Raw genomic sequence first — 13,244 nt, 5'->3', positions numbered from 1 at the left:
ATGGCTGACCAGATCGCTATCTCGGTCTTGGGGGCGGGGTCTTATGGCTCCGCCCTTGCCATTTCTCTGGCGCGCAACGGTCATCCGACCCTGCTGTGGGGTCACGACCCTGCTCATGTCGCCGAGCTGGAACAAGACCGCTGCAACAAGGCTTTTCTGCCTGATGTCCCTTTTCCTGCCGATCTGCAGCTAACTGCGGATCTGCAACGTGCGGTACAGGCTGCCCCCGTGCTGCTGCTGGTCGTGCCGAGCCATGTATTTGGCGATGTGCTGACCCGGATCAAGCCCTTCCTGCGCCCCGATACCCGTATCGCCTGGGCCACCAAGGGTCTGGAGCCGGACAGTGGCCGTCTGCTGCAGGATGTGGCTCGTGAAGTGCTGGGTGACGAGATGCCGCTGGCGGTGATCTCTGGCCCCACCTTCGCCAAGGAGCTGGCTGCCGGTTTGCCGACCGCCATCTCGGTCGCCTCGACTCACGACGAGTTCGCCGACGATCTCTCCCACCTGCTGCACTGTGGCCGCTCGTTCCGGGTCTATACCAATCCGGATTTCGTCGGTCTGCAGCTGGGTGGGGCGGTGAAGAACGTCATCGCCATCGGTGCCGGCCTTTCCGACGGGCTCGGGTTTGGCGCCAATGCCAGAACCGCGCTCATCACCCGGGGTCTGGTGGAGATGCAGCGTCTGGGGGCGGCGCTGGGTGCCGATGCCAAAACCTTTATGGGGATGGCGGGGCTCGGGGATCTGGTGCTCACCTGTACCGACAACCAGTCGCGCAACCGTCGCTTCGGGCTGGCCCTCGGGGCTGGCAAGGATGTGAACACTGCCATGACCGAGATCGGTCAGGTGGTGGAGGGGTATCGCAACACCAAAGAGGTGCATCTGCTGGCGGCCCGCTGCGGCGTCGAGATGCCCATCTGCGAGCAGATCTTCAAGGTGCTTTACGAGGGTAAGAACCCGAAAGAGGCGGCCATCGCCCTGCTGTCGCGAGACAAGAAGGACGAGTAATCTGCCGATTGCCCATGCAAAAGGCCCCGCCAGATGGCGGGGCCTTTTCTTTGCTGCAAGGGCTGCAAATCAGTAGTAAGAGTGGTCGCCGCGCTGGTGCTCGGTGGCGTCTTTCACACCGTTGAGCTCACCCGGGAACTTCTCCAGCAGCTGCTTCTCGATCCCCTCTTTCAGGGTGTAATCGACCATGGAGCAGCCGTTGCAACCACCGCCAAACTGCAGGATGGCCAGTTTGTCTTCAGTCAGCTCGACCAGGGTGACCTTGCCACCGTGACCGGCCAGCATGGGGTTCACTTCGGACATCAACACGTACTCGATACGCTCGATCAGCGGCGCGTCATCGGCCACTTTACGCATCTTGGCGTTCGGTGCTTTCAGGGTGAGCTGGGAGCCCATCTGATCGGTCACGAAGTCGATGGTGGCATCCACCAGGAAGGGGGCGCTCAGGGGATCGACCATGCAGTCGAAGCCGCTGAAGGGCAGGTGTTGATCTTCCGGGTCCACGGCATCGGGTGGGCAATACGATACGCCACACTCGGCATTCTGGGTTCCCGGATTGACCACAAACACCCGGATATTGGTGCCATCAGGCTGTTTTTCCAGCAGTTTACGGAAATGGGCCTGGGCGGCGTCGGAAATGCTGATCATCACTATCCTCATAAACCTGAGTGTACGACTAGGGTATTCATGATAACGCGGTTATTAATGCTTGGGTAGCATGCCGATGGCTACTTGCTGTGCCGCAGGGTACGACAGATCGCCCACACTTCTACGTTTGTGATGCCGCTCTCATGGAGCAGACGGCTGAGCTGACCGGCGGTGGCGCCTGTGGTCACAACGTCATCGAGCAGGGCGACATGATGGTATTGGTGGGAGCGGATCCGGAATGCCCCGCGCAGATTGCGCCGCCGCTGCCCGGCGCTCAGGGTTGTTTGCTGCGGTGTTGCCTTGATGCGCTGCAACAGGGTGTTGTCGCAGGGAATGCCGGTGAACTCGCCAAGGGCTTGCGCGATCTCCTCCGCCTGATTGAACCCGCGCCGCCACTGCCGCCACCAGTGCAGGGGAACAGGAATGATTGCCTCCGGCGGCTCGTTGTCATCCAGATGATCGGCGAAGAGGCGTGCCAGTAGTGGCGCCAGCAGGATCTGGCCGGAATATTTGAGCTGGGGGATCAGTATCGGGTAGGGGGTTTGGTAGTCGCCAATCACCTGTAACCGATCCCAGGGGGGAGGTCTGCGCTGGCAGCGGCCACAGACCGGTATGCTCTCTTCTATATAGTCAGCCAGCGGTGCGGCGCAGAGGCGGCATCTCGGCTGTGACTGGTGCAGCGCCTGCCGACACCAGCTGCAGAGCAGGGGCTCGTTGTCGCAAGCTTGATGACAGAGGATGCAACTCCCTTGCCAGTCACCGTGGCTGCCGAGCAGCGGGCTTGCTTTAGCGAGCAGTCGCTTTAACATGCTGACCCCATGAGCATGAACAGGGATCTTGAGTCTAGATGAGCATATCGGTAGAGCAGTTTGGCCAGGGGCCCGATCTGGTGCTGTTGCACGGGTGGGGGATGAACGGTGCGGTCTGGCATGGTGTTGCCCAGCAATTGGCGCCCCACTACAGGGTTCATCTGGTGGATTTGCCCGGTTTTGGCAACAGCCCGCTGGCAGACGAGGTGGATTACAGCCTGCTCTGGCTTGCCGAGCAGGTGGCCGCCATCTTGCCGCAGAAGTGCCATCTGCTTGGCTGGTCGCTCGGCGGTCTGGTGGCAAGCCAGTTGGCGCAGACTCATCCCGATCGGCTGCACTCCCTGATCACGGTAGCCAGCTCCCCCTGTTTTATGGCCCGCGATGAGTGGCCGGGGATCGCCCCCAAGGTACTGACAGGCTTCAACCAGATGCTGGCGGGGGATTTTCGCCAGACCATAGAGCGCTTTCTGGCGATCCAGGCAATGGGCAGTGAACACGCCCGGGACGATATCCGTCAGTTGCGCCACTGGCTGGCCGAGCGCCCGGCGCCCCAGTTTGCCGCACTTGAGGCCGGGCTGACGCTGTTGGCCGACATTGACCTGCGCGAACCGCTGCGGGAGCTAGATCTGCCCTGGTTGCGGATCTATGGCCGACTGGATTCATTGGTGCCCAAGGCGGCCATTCCCCTGTTGGATGATCTCTACCCTGCCAGCCGCAGCGTGACTATCAATAAGGCCTCACACGCACCTTTTATCTCCCACCCTGACGAATTCATTGAAATCGTTCGAGATTTTGTTGGCTAAAAAACAGCCGGCAAGCTTCATTAATCCTCTGGTCTGGCGGATAATTAAGCTGTGACCAGAGGAGTAACACCATGCGTATTGATTCTGCTTTCAACAGCGGGGTACAGGGATTTCAGCGAGCCGAGCAGATTGCCGACAAGGCATCCAATCAGATCGCCCGCCTCAACACCCCCAGCGGGGATCAGGTGCAAGTGACCGATGAGCTTGTCAATCTCAAGGTGGCCGAGGAACAGGCTGGCGCTTCCGCCAAGGTAGTGCAGACTGCCAGCGATATGATGGGAACCCTGATCGACATCCGGGTGTGAGATGAACATCAATGTCAGTCTGCCTCCCCTTATCCCGACACAGCTGCAACCCCAGGTGGAAGCGGCGAGGACGGATAATCGCCGGGCAGAACTGATCCCGCAGGCCCGTGCGGGCCAAGCCTCCGTTGCCGAATCTGAAGTCGGCTCCCAGAAAGAGAAATCCAAAGCCGGTCAGGCCTCCAGCAATCAGAGCTCCCAGAACAGCCGTGAAACCGGGCAATTAGCCCCGACGACACTGCCAGATAATCGCTTTGTCGAGGCTACCGGTGAGGATGGGCAGCGCAAGCAGCAAGATCCCAAACAGCAGGAGCAGCAACAGCGGCAAGAGCAGCAGGTTCAGGATCTTGTCGAGCGTGACAAGGAGGTGCGCACTCACGAGCAGGCGCACCAGTCTGCGGGTGGAGAGTACGCCAGCTCGCCCACCTATCAGTTTACGCAAGGGCCGGATGGCAAGCGTTATGCGACGGGTGGCGAAGTCCAAATCGATACCAGTGTCGTACCCGGTGACCCTGCCGCTACCATCGCCAAGATGCAGCAGATCCGCTCTGCAGCGCTGGCGCCTGCCGAGCCTTCCGCGCAGGATTTGGCCGTTGCACGCAGCGCCGCCGCGAGTGAAGCCAAGGCGCGCAAAGAGCTGATGGCCGAGCAGAGCGCGAAATCTGGCGGTGTGCTGAGTGCCTATATGGACAAGCGCAACAGCGTCATCGCGGGCCACTATCGACAGGCTGTCAGCCCGGCTTCTACCCAGTCCCTCAGTCTGCATATCTGAATCACCCTCGCCAAACTTTCAGCTCCTTTGCCTGTTTTGCAACTAACCTGAAGATCAGGCCCATTCCAATTTCACAGGAGCTGTCATGCATTTCGATGAAGTCAAAGCGGAAGATTTCACCACCTTCTCCCGTGTACCGCCTCCCCACCTGCAGATGGAGCAGTTTCTGATGCAGCTCGGGGGAGGGGGAACTGAAGGAACCAGTTTCAAGAAGAAAGTGATGCTGGCGGCTGGCTGGAGCCACACCGGCGTTGTCTCTTACGGCAAGTATCCGCAAGAGGCCTGCAAGGCATTCAATCGACTGCGGGAGGTGCTGGCCCAGCATGGAGAGCCCGAGAGCATACTTGCTGCCCTGACGCAGTGATCCTGAGCTTCGCGTGTAAAAAAGCCCCTTGTGGGGCTTTTTGCATTCAGAGGTGTTCTGGAAGGTGTCGCTACTTTTTCGCTTTGGAGAGCGCTGCCGCGAAAGCGTTGCCCATGGCACCACCAATAGGGGGGCTTTGGCGCGGCTCATTTCTTGGTTTGGTGTTGCCAGCACTGCTGTTGCGCGCTTCAGCCGGCTTGCGGGCGGGTTGCCCTGCCTTTTCGTCGAGGCGCATAGTGAGGCTGATCCGCTTGCGCGGGGCGTCCACTTCCAGCACCTTGACCCGCACAATGTCGCCCGCCTTGACCACCTCACGGGGATCCTTGACGAAACGGTCGGTCAGGGAGGAGATGTGCACCAGACCGTCCTGATGAACACCGATATCGACGAAGGCGCCGAAGTTGGTGACGTTGGTGACCACCCCTTCCAGTACCATCTCTGGCACCAGGTCGCTGATCTGCTCCACACCTTCCTTGAAGGTCGCGGTTTTGAACTCGGGGCGCGGGTCGCGGCCCGGCTTGTCCAGCTCGCCGATGATGTCGGTGACGGTAGGTACGCCGAATTGCTCATCGGTATAGTCGGCCGGTTTCAGGCTGCGCAGCAGGCTGCTGTTGCCGAGCAGGCTCTCCACGGTCTGCTCCAGCTTGGCGAGGATCCGCTCCACCACCGGATAGGACTCCGGGTGCACCGCCGAGCTGTCGAGGGGATTGCTGCCGCCGCGAATGCGCAGGAAGCCGGCGCACTGTTCGAAGGCTTTGGAGCCGAGCCGGCTCACTTTCAGCAACTGCTGACGGCTCTTGAATGCGCCGTGCTCATCCCGGTAGGCAACGATGTTCTGGGCCAACGTCTGGGAGAGGCCGGAAACCCGGTTGAGCAGGGCGACCGAGGCGGTGTTCACATCGACCCCGACCGCGTTCACGCAATCCTCGACCACGGCATCCAGCCGGCGGGCCAGCTGGCTCTGGCCGACGTCGTGCTGATACTGACCTACCCCGATACTCTTGGGGTCGATCTTGACCAACTCGGCCAACGGGTCTTGCAGGCGGCGGGCGATGGAGACGGCGCCACGGATCGAGACGTCGAGATCCGGGAACTCCTGGGAGGCGAGTTCGGAGGCGGAGTAGACCGAGGCTCCCGCTTCGCTCACCACTATCTTCTGCGCCTTGGCGGCGGGGTAGCGCTCGAACAGGTCGCTGACCAGGCGGTCGGTCTCCCGCGAAGCGGTACCGTTGCCGATGCTGATGAGCTCGACCTTGTGTTTCTGGCACAGCTCGCTCAGGGTCTTGAGGCTCTGATCAATCTGGCGTTTTGGTTCGAACGGATAGATGGTTGCGTGATCGACCAGTTTGCCGGTGGCATCCACCACGGCAACCTTGACCCCGGTGCGGATGCCCGGATCCAGCCCCATGGTGCAGCGCATGCCCGCCGGGGCCGCCATCAGCAGATCCTTGAGGTTCATGGCGAACACCTTGATCGCCTCCTCCTCTGCCGACTCGCGGATGCGGCCGATCAGCTCTGTCTCCATCTGAAGCGACAACTTGATCTTCCAGGTCCAGCTCACTACCCCTTGCAGCCATTTGTCGGCCGGGCGGTTCTGCAGATTGAGCTTGAGGTGGTGGGCAATGATCCCTTCGCAGGGGCTGGCACTCTCATCGTCACCGGTGACCAGCGCCAGATTGAGGATCCCCTCATTGCGGCCGCGCAGCATGGCCAGCACCCGGTGTGAGGGGGCCTTGTGCAGTGGTTCGTCGTGTTCGAAATAGTCCTTGAACTTGGCCCCTTCCTGCTCCTTGCCTGCCACCACGCGGGCGCGCAGGGTGGCGTTCTGCCACAGGTAGTCGCGCAGCTTCTCCAGCAGGTCGGCCTGCTCGGCGAAGCGCTCCATCAGGATATAGCGGGCGCCATCGAGAGCCGCTTTGCTGTCGGCAATGCCCTGTTCGGGATTGAGGAAGGCGGCAGCCGCTTGCTCGGGATCCTGCATCGGGTCGCTGAGCAGCAGGTTGGCCAGCGGCTCCAGCCCGGCTTCGATCGCCATCTGCCCCTTGGTGCGGCGCTTGGGCTTGTAGGGGAGGTAGAGATCTTCCAGCCGGGTCTTGCTGTCGGCACCGTTCAATTCGCGCATCAGCTCGGGGGTCAGCTTGCCCTGCTCCTCGATGGAGCGAATGATCACCTGACGGCGATCTTCCAGTTCACGCAGATAGCCGAGGCGGCTCTCCAGAGTACGTAGCTGGCTGTCGTCCAGACCGCCGGTCACCTCTTTACGGTAACGGGCGATAAAGGGCACGGTCGAGCCTTCATCCAGCAGGCGCACTGCGGCCTGCACCTGCTCGGGGCGAGCATTGAGCTCACCGGCAATCTGTCTCTCTATGGTTTGCATCATGATGTTGTTGAGGGCCTCTGTGGTCGAGTCCGCGCCATCAGGCGCCAAGTGTGAGCACTATATGGGGTCGTGTTGCGGGATGCCACCCTGCGCCGGGGTCTGCACCCGTCAGACTGATAAGTCGCAGGGGAGAGCGCATATCTTGCCATTGCACCTGTGACTCAGGATGTGCCTGTGGCAAGCAGCTCACCAGTAGTCCGGCTATTTGGGGTAGCTGATCTCGTTGATATACCAGCAGACGTCACCAACTGGCGTACGGACGATGGCTTCATCACCGACCTCTTTCTTGAGCAGGGCGCGGGCCATGGGGGAGTCGATGGAGATGTAATCCTTGCGCTCGAAGATCTCGTCATAGCCGACGATGCGAAAGCGCTTGGTCTCGCCCTCTTCGTTTTCCACCTCGACCCAGGCGCCGAAGAAGACCTTGCCCTCCTGCGCGGGGGCATAGTCGACGATCCCCAGCTCTTCGAGACATTTGCGCAGGTAACGCACCCGCCGGTCGATCTCCCGCAGCCGCTTCTTGTTGTACTGGTAGTCGGCATTTTCGCTGCGATCCCCCAGACTGGCGGCCCATGCCACCTTCCTGGTGACCTCGGGGCGCTCCTGACGCCAGAGGAAATCGAGCTCTTCTTTCAGCTTGTTGTAGCCTTCGCGGGTGATCAGCTTTGTCTTCATGGTGATGCGGACCTGGTCAAAGAGGGGTATTCATCGCTAACTGCTCGGGAATATTAGCTTTTGTCCTCTTGCTGTCGAGAGAAATTGCGCCAGCTTGGCGGGAGCCATTGAGGATGTGGCTGGACAGCGCAGTGACTTGATGGTCGTCACGCTCTCGGGATGGGTAATAACCGGTAACATATTTGTGCTTTGCTCCCGCTATATCCCCCCCTAGTATTGGGGGCAGCTAAAGAATGAAGAGGCAAAGCAATGAGTCAGCAGCAATACAAGGTCCTGGTCGTGGACGATGACCTGAAATTACGTTCCCTGTTGGAACGCTATCTCACCGAGCAGGGATTCGTAGTGCGCGGCGTAGCTAATGGCGAGCAGGCCGATCGCTTGCTGACTCGTGAAAACTTCAGCCTGATGGTGCTCGACCTGATGCTGCCGGGGGAGGATGGGCTCTCCATCTGCCGCCGTCTGCGGGAAGCGGGCAACCAGATCCCTGTTCTGATGCTCACCGCCAAGGGGGATGAAGTGGATCGCATCGTCGGGCTCGAGATGGGGGCCGATGACTATCTGCCCAAGCCGTTCAACCCCCGCGAACTGCTGGCGCGGATCCGTGCCGTGCTGCGCCGCCATACCGTCGAGCTGCCGGGGGCTCCTTCTGCTGCAGAAAAGGTGGTCAACTTCGGTGCCTTCCAGCTCAATCTCGCGACCCGCGAGCTGAGTCGGGATGGCGAACCGATGGCGCTCACCAGCGGTGAATTTGCGGTGCTCAAGGTGCTGGTCAGTCATCCGCGCGAGCCGCTCTCCCGCGACAAGCTGATGAATCTGGCCCGTGGCCGCGAATACACCGCCACCGAGCGCAGCATCGACGTGCAGGTCTCTCGCCTGCGCCGCCTGCTGGAGCAGGATCCGGCCCAGCCCCGCTACCTGCAGACCGTGTGGGGTCTGGGGTATGTGTTCGTGCCAGATGGTGACGGTGCATGAAAAAAGTCGGCAGCATGTTCTCGCGCATGCTCTGGTTTCTGGCTGCTGTCCTGGTGGTCTATCAAGCGGTCTCCTACGTCACCTTCTATAACTATCTGCTTGCGCCAACCGTCAAGCAGATCAGTCACTTGCTGGCCAATCAGGTCAAGCTGATCTTTCCGGTCAACACTGAACAACTGGCGCTGAGCGAAGATGCCGAGGCGCTGGTTTATGTGACGACCGGTACCGATATCTATACCCAGAGCGAGGCGGTGCAGCATGGCTTCAACGAGGCCAAGCCGTACCCCTATCTGGAGGAGAACATCAGTCGCGAACTGGGTGGCCCGGCCAAGGTGCGGGTCGAGATCCAGGATCACTACATCATCTGGATCCAGCCGCCGCAGGCCAGCAAAATCTGGGTGCGGATCCCGCTGACCGAGATCGAAGATGACGATATCGAACCCCTTATCATCTATCTGAGCGTGCTGCTGGTGATCACCCTGTTTGCGGCCTGGCGCTTTGCCCGGCAGCTGGTGCGCCCGCTCGAAGATCTCGAGGCTGGTGCCGTTGCTGTTGCCAGGGGCCATTTCCCGGAGGCGCTGGGGGAGCTTGGCTCACGGGAAGTGCGGCGACTGACCCGCACCTTCAACCATATGTCCCACTCCATCAAGAGCCTGATCGAAGAGCGTAACCTGATGATGGCGGGGGTTTCCCACGATCTGCGTACCCCGCTGACCCGCATCCGGCTGGCGACCGAGATGATGTCCTCCGGTGACGAGTACCTCAAGGAGAGCATCAACGCCGACATCGATGAGTCCAATGCCATCATCGATCAGTTCATCGATTACATCCGCCCGGATGAGGGCCAGGATCTGGAGCCGATCGATCTGACCCAGCTGGTGCACGATACCTTACTGATCTACTCGGAGCAGGGGCTGGAGGTTGATCTGGCGCTGCCGCAAGAGGCGGTGCGGGTGGCCTGCAATCCGGTCAGTATCCGGCGGGTGTTGAACAACCTCTCAAGCAACTCGCAGCGTTATGGGGCGAGCCGCTTGTATGCCGAGTTGAAGGACGACGGGCACTGGGTGCGCCTGCGCCTTTCCGATGATGGCCCCGGCATTCCGGAGCAGGACTACTCCCGGGTGCTCAAGCCGTTTACTCAGGGTAATGTGGCGCGTACCGTTGGCGGTAGTGGCTTGGGGTTGGCCATCGTGGCCAAGATAGTCGCCCAGCACCATGGCACTATCCGGTTGGGAAGCTCGGATCTCGGCGGCTTGTTGGTCGAGATGCGGCTGCCGAAACATCAGCCACAGGAGTGGATGGATTGAGAGAAGGGCGTATCTGTGGATACGCCCTTCTGCATGGTCAGCTCTTGGTTTCGACTGATGCTCGATAGCGTTTGCCGTACTTGAGCTGCTGGATCAACAGGGCGGCAACGATGAGCGCCAACCCGATGGGGGTGGCCGGATGGATGGCTTCGCCGATCAGCAGATTGAGCAGCACCAGTGAGGCAAACGGCGAGATGAAAATGAGGTTGCTGATGGGGGCCGTGTTGGTGGCATGGCGCAGCGCCATCAGCCAGAGCACGAAACCGAAGCCCATTTCGAACAGTCCCACATAGATGGCACCAGCCCATCCCTGCCAGGCGGTCATGGCAAAATCGGAGAGCAACCAGGTTGCAACGACGATAAAAGGCAGGCTGATCATAAAGCCGAGCAACAGGCTGACGATGGGATCGCCCTGATTGCGGGTGTTGAGGATCCAGTAGCTGGCCCAGATGAGGGTCGAGACCAGCGCCAGCGTCACGCCGAGGGGGCTGTCGAACTGGAGGCCGAATACATCCCCTCTGGTGGCGATCACCAGCGCGCCAAAATACCCCAGCACGATAGCGACGCCATCACGCCGACGCAGCTTCTGGCCGAGGAAGGGGACGGCCAGCAGACTGAGGGTAATGGCCCAGGTGTAGTTGAGGGTCTGTGCCTGCTGGGCAGGCAACAGGTCATAGGCCCTGAATAGCAACAGGTAATAGAGAAAGGGGTTCAGCACGCCCAGAGTCAGGTAGTAGAAAGGGCTGGCCTTGATGTAGCTCCTCAGCAGCGGCAGTTTGCCCTGTTTGGCGACGACGGCTGTCAGCGTGAGAGTCGAGGTGAAGGCGGCCACAAGCAACAGTTGCACAGGTTCGAAATAGGCGAGGGAGATCTTGAAGGCTGTGGCGACCGTCGACCAGAGGGCAACGGCGCAAAGGCCATACTGATAGGCTTTCTTTTGATCTTTGAGCATGGGATGTCGTTCCACTGACAGAGGCAAGCGCACAGTCTACCAGTCTGCTTGTAACATTGTCGTTACCTTGGTGTTGGCTGCAGAGTGCGTTGCCGCAGGCGAGATCCATCTGTCACATAAAACTGCGCATAATCTGTTCGCTCTCCCTTGCGCAAATTTGAAAAATCCGTATAATCCCCTCCGCTTACCCATGAGGTAAGCCAGACGATATGTCTGCTGCTGAGTTTCCTGTTTACAGGAGCCAGCCATACAGTCCTCCCGATATGGGGGGAAACGTGAAAAATCACACCTCTGGCGGGAGAAATCTCGGTCGGGCGGTGTTGATTTATGTTCTTTTATCTATTGGAGCTCTGTCAATGCAGAACCAAAGAATCCGTATCCGCCTGAAGGCTTTTGATCATCGCCTGATTGATCAATCCACTGCGGAAATCGTTGAAACTGCTAAGCGCACTGGCGCGCAGGTTCGCGGTCCTATTCCGCTGCCGACTCGCAAAGAGCGCTTCACCGTCCTGATCTCCCCGCACGTCAACAAAGATGCGCGTGATCAGTACGAGATCCGCACTCACAAGCGTCTGGTAGACATCGTTGAGCCGACTGACAAGACCGTTGACGCCCTGATGCGTCTGGATCTGGCAGCTGGTGTAGACGTCCAGATCAGCCTGGGTTAATTACGGAAAGAGGTTGATAACAATGACAATCGGTCTTGTAGGTCGCAAAGTGGGTATGACTCGCATCTTCACTGAAGATGGCGTTTCTATCCCGGTGACTGTTATCGAAGTTGAAGCTAACCGTGTAACTCAGGTCAAATCTGTAGAAACCGACGGCTACAACGCTATTCAGGTTACCACTGGCGCCAAGAAAGCCAGCCGTGTGACCAAGCCGGAAGCTGGCCACTTCGCCAAAGCTGGTGTAGAAGCCGGTCGCGGTCTGTGGGAATTCCGCCTGAACAACGGTGAAACTTTCACTGTTGGTAGCGAGCTGAAAGTAGATCTTCTCGCTGACGTTAAGCTGGTAGACGTTACCGGCACATCCAAAGGTAAGGGCTTTGCTGGTACTGTTAAGCGCCACAACTTCCGCACCCAGGATATGACCCACGGTAACTCCTTGTCTCACCGCGTTCCGGGTTCTATCGGTCAGAACCAGACTCCGGGTCGTGTATTCAAGGGCAAAAAGATGGCTGGTCACATGGGTGCTGAGCGTGTAACGACTCAGAACCTGGAACTGGTTCGTGTTGACGCTGAACGCAACCTGCTGCTCATCAAAGGTGCAGTACCGGGTGCAACCAACGGCAACGTGATCGTCAAACCTGCCGTCAAAGCGTAACGTCTGAGGAGATAGTAATGGAATTGGTAATGAAAGACGCCAAGAGCGCTCTTGAAGTTTCCGAGACTACCTTCGGGCGCGAATTCAACGAAGCTCTGGTTCACCAGGTCGTCGTTGCATATGCCGCTGGTGCCCGTCAGGGTACTCGTGCGCAGCTGACTCGCTCTGAAGTGTCTGGTGGCGGCAAAAAGCCGTGGCGTCAGAAGGGTACTGGTCGTGCCCGTGCTGGCTCCATCCGTTCGCCCATCTGGCGTTCCGGTGGTGTGACTTTTGCTGCTAAGCCGCAAGATCACAGCCAGAAAGTAAACAAGAAGATGTACCGCGGCGCTATCCGTAGCATTCTGTCCGAGCTGGTACGTCAAGAGCGCCTGATCGTTGTTGAGAAGTTCGGCATCGAAGCTCCGAAGACCAAAGAACTGATCGCCAAGCTGAAAGAAATGGAACTGACTGACGTTCTGATCGTGACTGCTGAAGTCGATGAGAACCTGTTCCTGGCTGCTCGCAACCTGTACAAAGTTGACGTGCGTGACGTTGCCGGTATCGACCCGGTCAGCCTGATCGCTTTCGACAAGGTTCTGATGACTGCTGACGCAGTTAAGCAAATCGAGGAGATGCTGGCATGATCCGTGAAGAGCGTCTGCTGAAAGTTCTGAAGGCTCCGCACATCTCTGAAAAGAGCACCATGGTTGCAGAAAAGCAGAACACTATCGTGTTCAAAGTTGCTGTTGATGCTACCAAGGCGGAAGTCAAAGCTGCAGTTGCGAAACTGTTCGAGGTCGAAGTTGAGACCGTCCGTACCCTGAACATGAAGGGTAAGACCAAGCGCGCAGGTGCACGCGTAGGCCGTCGTTCCGATTGGAAAAAGGCTTATGTGACCCTGAAAGCTGGTCAGGACATCGACTTCATGGGCGCAGCCGAGTAAGAGGAGTTCT

16 protein-coding genes are annotated in these 13,244 nt (G+C 59.2%); 11 read left to right on the top strand and 5 right to left on the bottom strand.

The window, feature by feature from the left end; translation table 11 throughout:
• Nucleotides 1-1,005: an NAD(P)H-dependent glycerol-3-phosphate dehydrogenase gene (gpsA, locus tag OKB77_RS16215; protein WP_019445045.1), complete on the top strand. Its 1,005-nt coding sequence runs from the start codon at nucleotides 1-3 to the stop codon at nucleotides 1,003-1,005.
• A 69-nt stretch (nucleotides 1,006-1,074) separates the two neighbouring features.
• On the opposite strand, the gene nfuA is transcribed toward gpsA, so the two are convergent.
• Entirely contained in the window at nucleotides 1,075-1,653 is a 579-nt protein-coding gene (gene nfuA, locus OKB77_RS16210; protein WP_005340636.1) for a Fe-S biogenesis protein NfuA, read from the bottom strand.
• 80 nt (nucleotides 1,654-1,733) lie between these two features.
• Nucleotides 1,734-2,462 (bottom strand): ComF family protein, encoded by a 729-nt coding sequence (locus tag OKB77_RS16205; RefSeq protein ID WP_270817975.1) that lies wholly within the window; start codon nucleotides 2,460-2,462, stop codon nucleotides 1,734-1,736.
• Between the two features lie 38 nt (nucleotides 2,463-2,500).
• Here OKB77_RS16205 and bioH point away from each other — a divergent pair, with 38 nt between their 5' ends.
• The 4 genes from bioH (at nucleotide 2,501) to OKB77_RS16185 (ending at nucleotide 4,703) form a co-directional block, all read left to right on the top strand.
• Complete coding sequence (bioH, locus tag OKB77_RS16200; RefSeq protein ID WP_270817974.1) at nucleotides 2,501-3,265, top strand: pimeloyl-ACP methyl ester esterase BioH; 765 nt, start codon at nucleotides 2,501-2,503, stop codon at nucleotides 3,263-3,265.
• A 71-nt stretch (nucleotides 3,266-3,336) separates the two neighbouring features.
• Entirely contained in the window at nucleotides 3,337-3,570 is a 234-nt protein-coding gene (locus OKB77_RS16195; protein WP_270817972.1) for a flagellar basal body rod C-terminal domain-containing protein, read from the top strand.
• A 1-nt stretch (nucleotide 3,571) separates the two neighbouring features.
• Nucleotides 3,572-4,339 (top strand): putative metalloprotease CJM1_0395 family protein, encoded by a 768-nt coding sequence (locus OKB77_RS16190; protein WP_123172164.1) that lies wholly within the window; start codon nucleotides 3,572-3,574, stop codon nucleotides 4,337-4,339.
• An 85-nt stretch (nucleotides 4,340-4,424) separates the two neighbouring features.
• A complete protein-coding gene (locus OKB77_RS16185; protein ID WP_005355353.1) occupies nucleotides 4,425-4,703 on the top strand; it encodes a hypothetical protein in 279 nt (92 codons plus the stop codon).
• A gap of 70 nt (nucleotides 4,704-4,773) precedes the next feature.
• Here OKB77_RS16185 and OKB77_RS16180 read toward each other — a convergent pair whose 3' ends face one another.
• Both OKB77_RS16180 and greB read right to left on the bottom strand, forming a co-directional pair.
• Nucleotides 4,774-7,083: a Tex family protein gene (locus OKB77_RS16180; RefSeq protein WP_270817970.1), complete on the bottom strand. Its 2,310-nt coding sequence runs from the start codon at nucleotides 7,081-7,083 to the stop codon at nucleotides 4,774-4,776.
• A gap of 201 nt (nucleotides 7,084-7,284) precedes the next feature.
• Nucleotides 7,285-7,758 carry a transcription elongation factor GreB gene (gene greB, locus OKB77_RS16175; RefSeq protein WP_005355349.1) on the bottom strand — a complete coding sequence of 158 codons (474 nt, stop codon included), beginning with the start codon at nucleotides 7,756-7,758 and terminating at the stop codon, nucleotides 7,285-7,287.
• Nucleotides 7,759-8,007: 249 nt separating this feature from the next.
• On the opposite strand from greB, the gene ompR reads away from it, so the two are divergent.
• Nucleotides 8,008-8,730: an osmolarity response regulator transcription factor OmpR gene (gene ompR, locus OKB77_RS16170; RefSeq protein ID WP_005340625.1), complete on the top strand. Its 723-nt coding sequence runs from the start codon at nucleotides 8,008-8,010 to the stop codon at nucleotides 8,728-8,730.
• Nucleotides 8,727-10,037, top strand: a complete 1,311-nt coding sequence (envZ, locus tag OKB77_RS16165) for a two-component system sensor histidine kinase EnvZ (protein WP_064339174.1) — start codon at nucleotides 8,727-8,729, stop codon at nucleotides 10,035-10,037. Before ompR ends, envZ begins: the two co-directional genes overlap by 4 nt.
• Nucleotides 10,038-10,074: 37 nt before the next feature.
• On the opposite strand, the gene OKB77_RS16160 is transcribed toward envZ, so the two are convergent.
• Nucleotides 10,075-10,989, bottom strand: a complete 915-nt coding sequence (locus OKB77_RS16160; protein ID WP_199427770.1) for a DMT family transporter — start codon at nucleotides 10,987-10,989, stop codon at nucleotides 10,075-10,077.
• 356 nt (nucleotides 10,990-11,345) lie between these two features.
• Between OKB77_RS16160 and rpsJ the strand changes: the two genes are divergently transcribed.
• From rpsJ to rplW, 4 genes are read left to right on the top strand one after another with little or no spacing between them, the layout of a single operon-like run.
• Entirely contained in the window at nucleotides 11,346-11,657 is a 312-nt protein-coding gene (rpsJ, locus tag OKB77_RS16155; RefSeq protein ID WP_005307944.1) for a 30S ribosomal protein S10, read from the top strand.
• Nucleotides 11,658-11,679: 22 nt separating this feature from the next.
• Nucleotides 11,680-12,312 (top strand): 50S ribosomal protein L3, encoded by a 633-nt coding sequence (gene rplC / locus OKB77_RS16150; protein ID WP_005340620.1) that lies wholly within the window; start codon nucleotides 11,680-11,682, stop codon nucleotides 12,310-12,312.
• A gap of 17 nt (nucleotides 12,313-12,329) precedes the next feature.
• On the top strand, nucleotides 12,330-12,935 hold the full coding sequence (gene rplD, locus OKB77_RS16145) for a 50S ribosomal protein L4 (RefSeq protein ID WP_005340616.1): 606 nt from the start codon (nucleotides 12,330-12,332) through the stop codon (nucleotides 12,933-12,935).
• Nucleotides 12,932-13,234 carry a 50S ribosomal protein L23 gene (rplW, locus tag OKB77_RS16140; RefSeq protein WP_005307955.1) on the top strand — a complete coding sequence of 101 codons (303 nt, stop codon included), beginning with the start codon at nucleotides 12,932-12,934 and terminating at the stop codon, nucleotides 13,232-13,234. Before rplD ends, rplW begins: the two co-directional genes overlap by 4 nt.
• Nucleotides 13,235-13,244: the final 10 nt, after the last annotated feature.

Origin of the sequence: Aeromonas sp. Y318-3 (genome assembly GCF_027706185.1) — a bacterium.
In the GTDB taxonomy this organism is placed as follows: domain Bacteria; phylum Pseudomonadota; class Gammaproteobacteria; order Enterobacterales; family Aeromonadaceae; genus Aeromonas; species Aeromonas veronii.
This window is presented reverse-complemented; position numbering and strand designations above follow the sequence as displayed.

Coding starts and splice junctions, on each gene's coding strand:
- ompR (WP_005340625.1), top strand. CDS start 8,008: ATGAGTCAGCAGCAATACAAGGTCCTGGTCGTGGACGATGACCTGAAA.
- gpsA (WP_019445045.1), top strand. CDS start 1: ATGGCTGACCAGATCGCTATCTCGGTCTTGGGGGCGGGGTCTTATGGC.
- OKB77_RS16195 (WP_270817972.1), top strand. CDS start 3,337: ATGCGTATTGATTCTGCTTTCAACAGCGGGGTACAGGGATTTCAGCGA.
- OKB77_RS16180 (WP_270817970.1), bottom strand. CDS start 7,083: ATGATGCAAACCATAGAGAGACAGATTGCCGGTGAGCTCAATGCTCGC.
- OKB77_RS16160 (WP_199427770.1), bottom strand. CDS start 10,989: ATGCTCAAAGATCAAAAGAAAGCCTATCAGTATGGCCTTTGCGCCGTT.
- rplC (WP_005340620.1), top strand. CDS start 11,680: ATGACAATCGGTCTTGTAGGTCGCAAAGTGGGTATGACTCGCATCTTC.
- OKB77_RS16190 (WP_123172164.1), top strand. CDS start 3,572: ATGAACATCAATGTCAGTCTGCCTCCCCTTATCCCGACACAGCTGCAA.
- rpsJ (WP_005307944.1), top strand. CDS start 11,346: ATGCAGAACCAAAGAATCCGTATCCGCCTGAAGGCTTTTGATCATCGC.
- rplD (WP_005340616.1), top strand. CDS start 12,330: ATGGAATTGGTAATGAAAGACGCCAAGAGCGCTCTTGAAGTTTCCGAG.
- OKB77_RS16205 (WP_270817975.1), bottom strand. CDS start 2,462: ATGTTAAAGCGACTGCTCGCTAAAGCAAGCCCGCTGCTCGGCAGCCAC.
- bioH (WP_270817974.1), top strand. CDS start 2,501: ATGAGCATATCGGTAGAGCAGTTTGGCCAGGGGCCCGATCTGGTGCTG.
- greB (WP_005355349.1), bottom strand. CDS start 7,758: ATGAAGACAAAGCTGATCACCCGCGAAGGCTACAACAAGCTGAAAGAA.
- OKB77_RS16185 (WP_005355353.1), top strand. CDS start 4,425: ATGCATTTCGATGAAGTCAAAGCGGAAGATTTCACCACCTTCTCCCGT.
- nfuA (WP_005340636.1), bottom strand. CDS start 1,653: ATGATCAGCATTTCCGACGCCGCCCAGGCCCATTTCCGTAAACTGCTG.
- rplW (WP_005307955.1), top strand. CDS start 12,932: ATGATCCGTGAAGAGCGTCTGCTGAAAGTTCTGAAGGCTCCGCACATC.
- envZ (WP_064339174.1), top strand. CDS start 8,727: ATGAAAAAAGTCGGCAGCATGTTCTCGCGCATGCTCTGGTTTCTGGCT.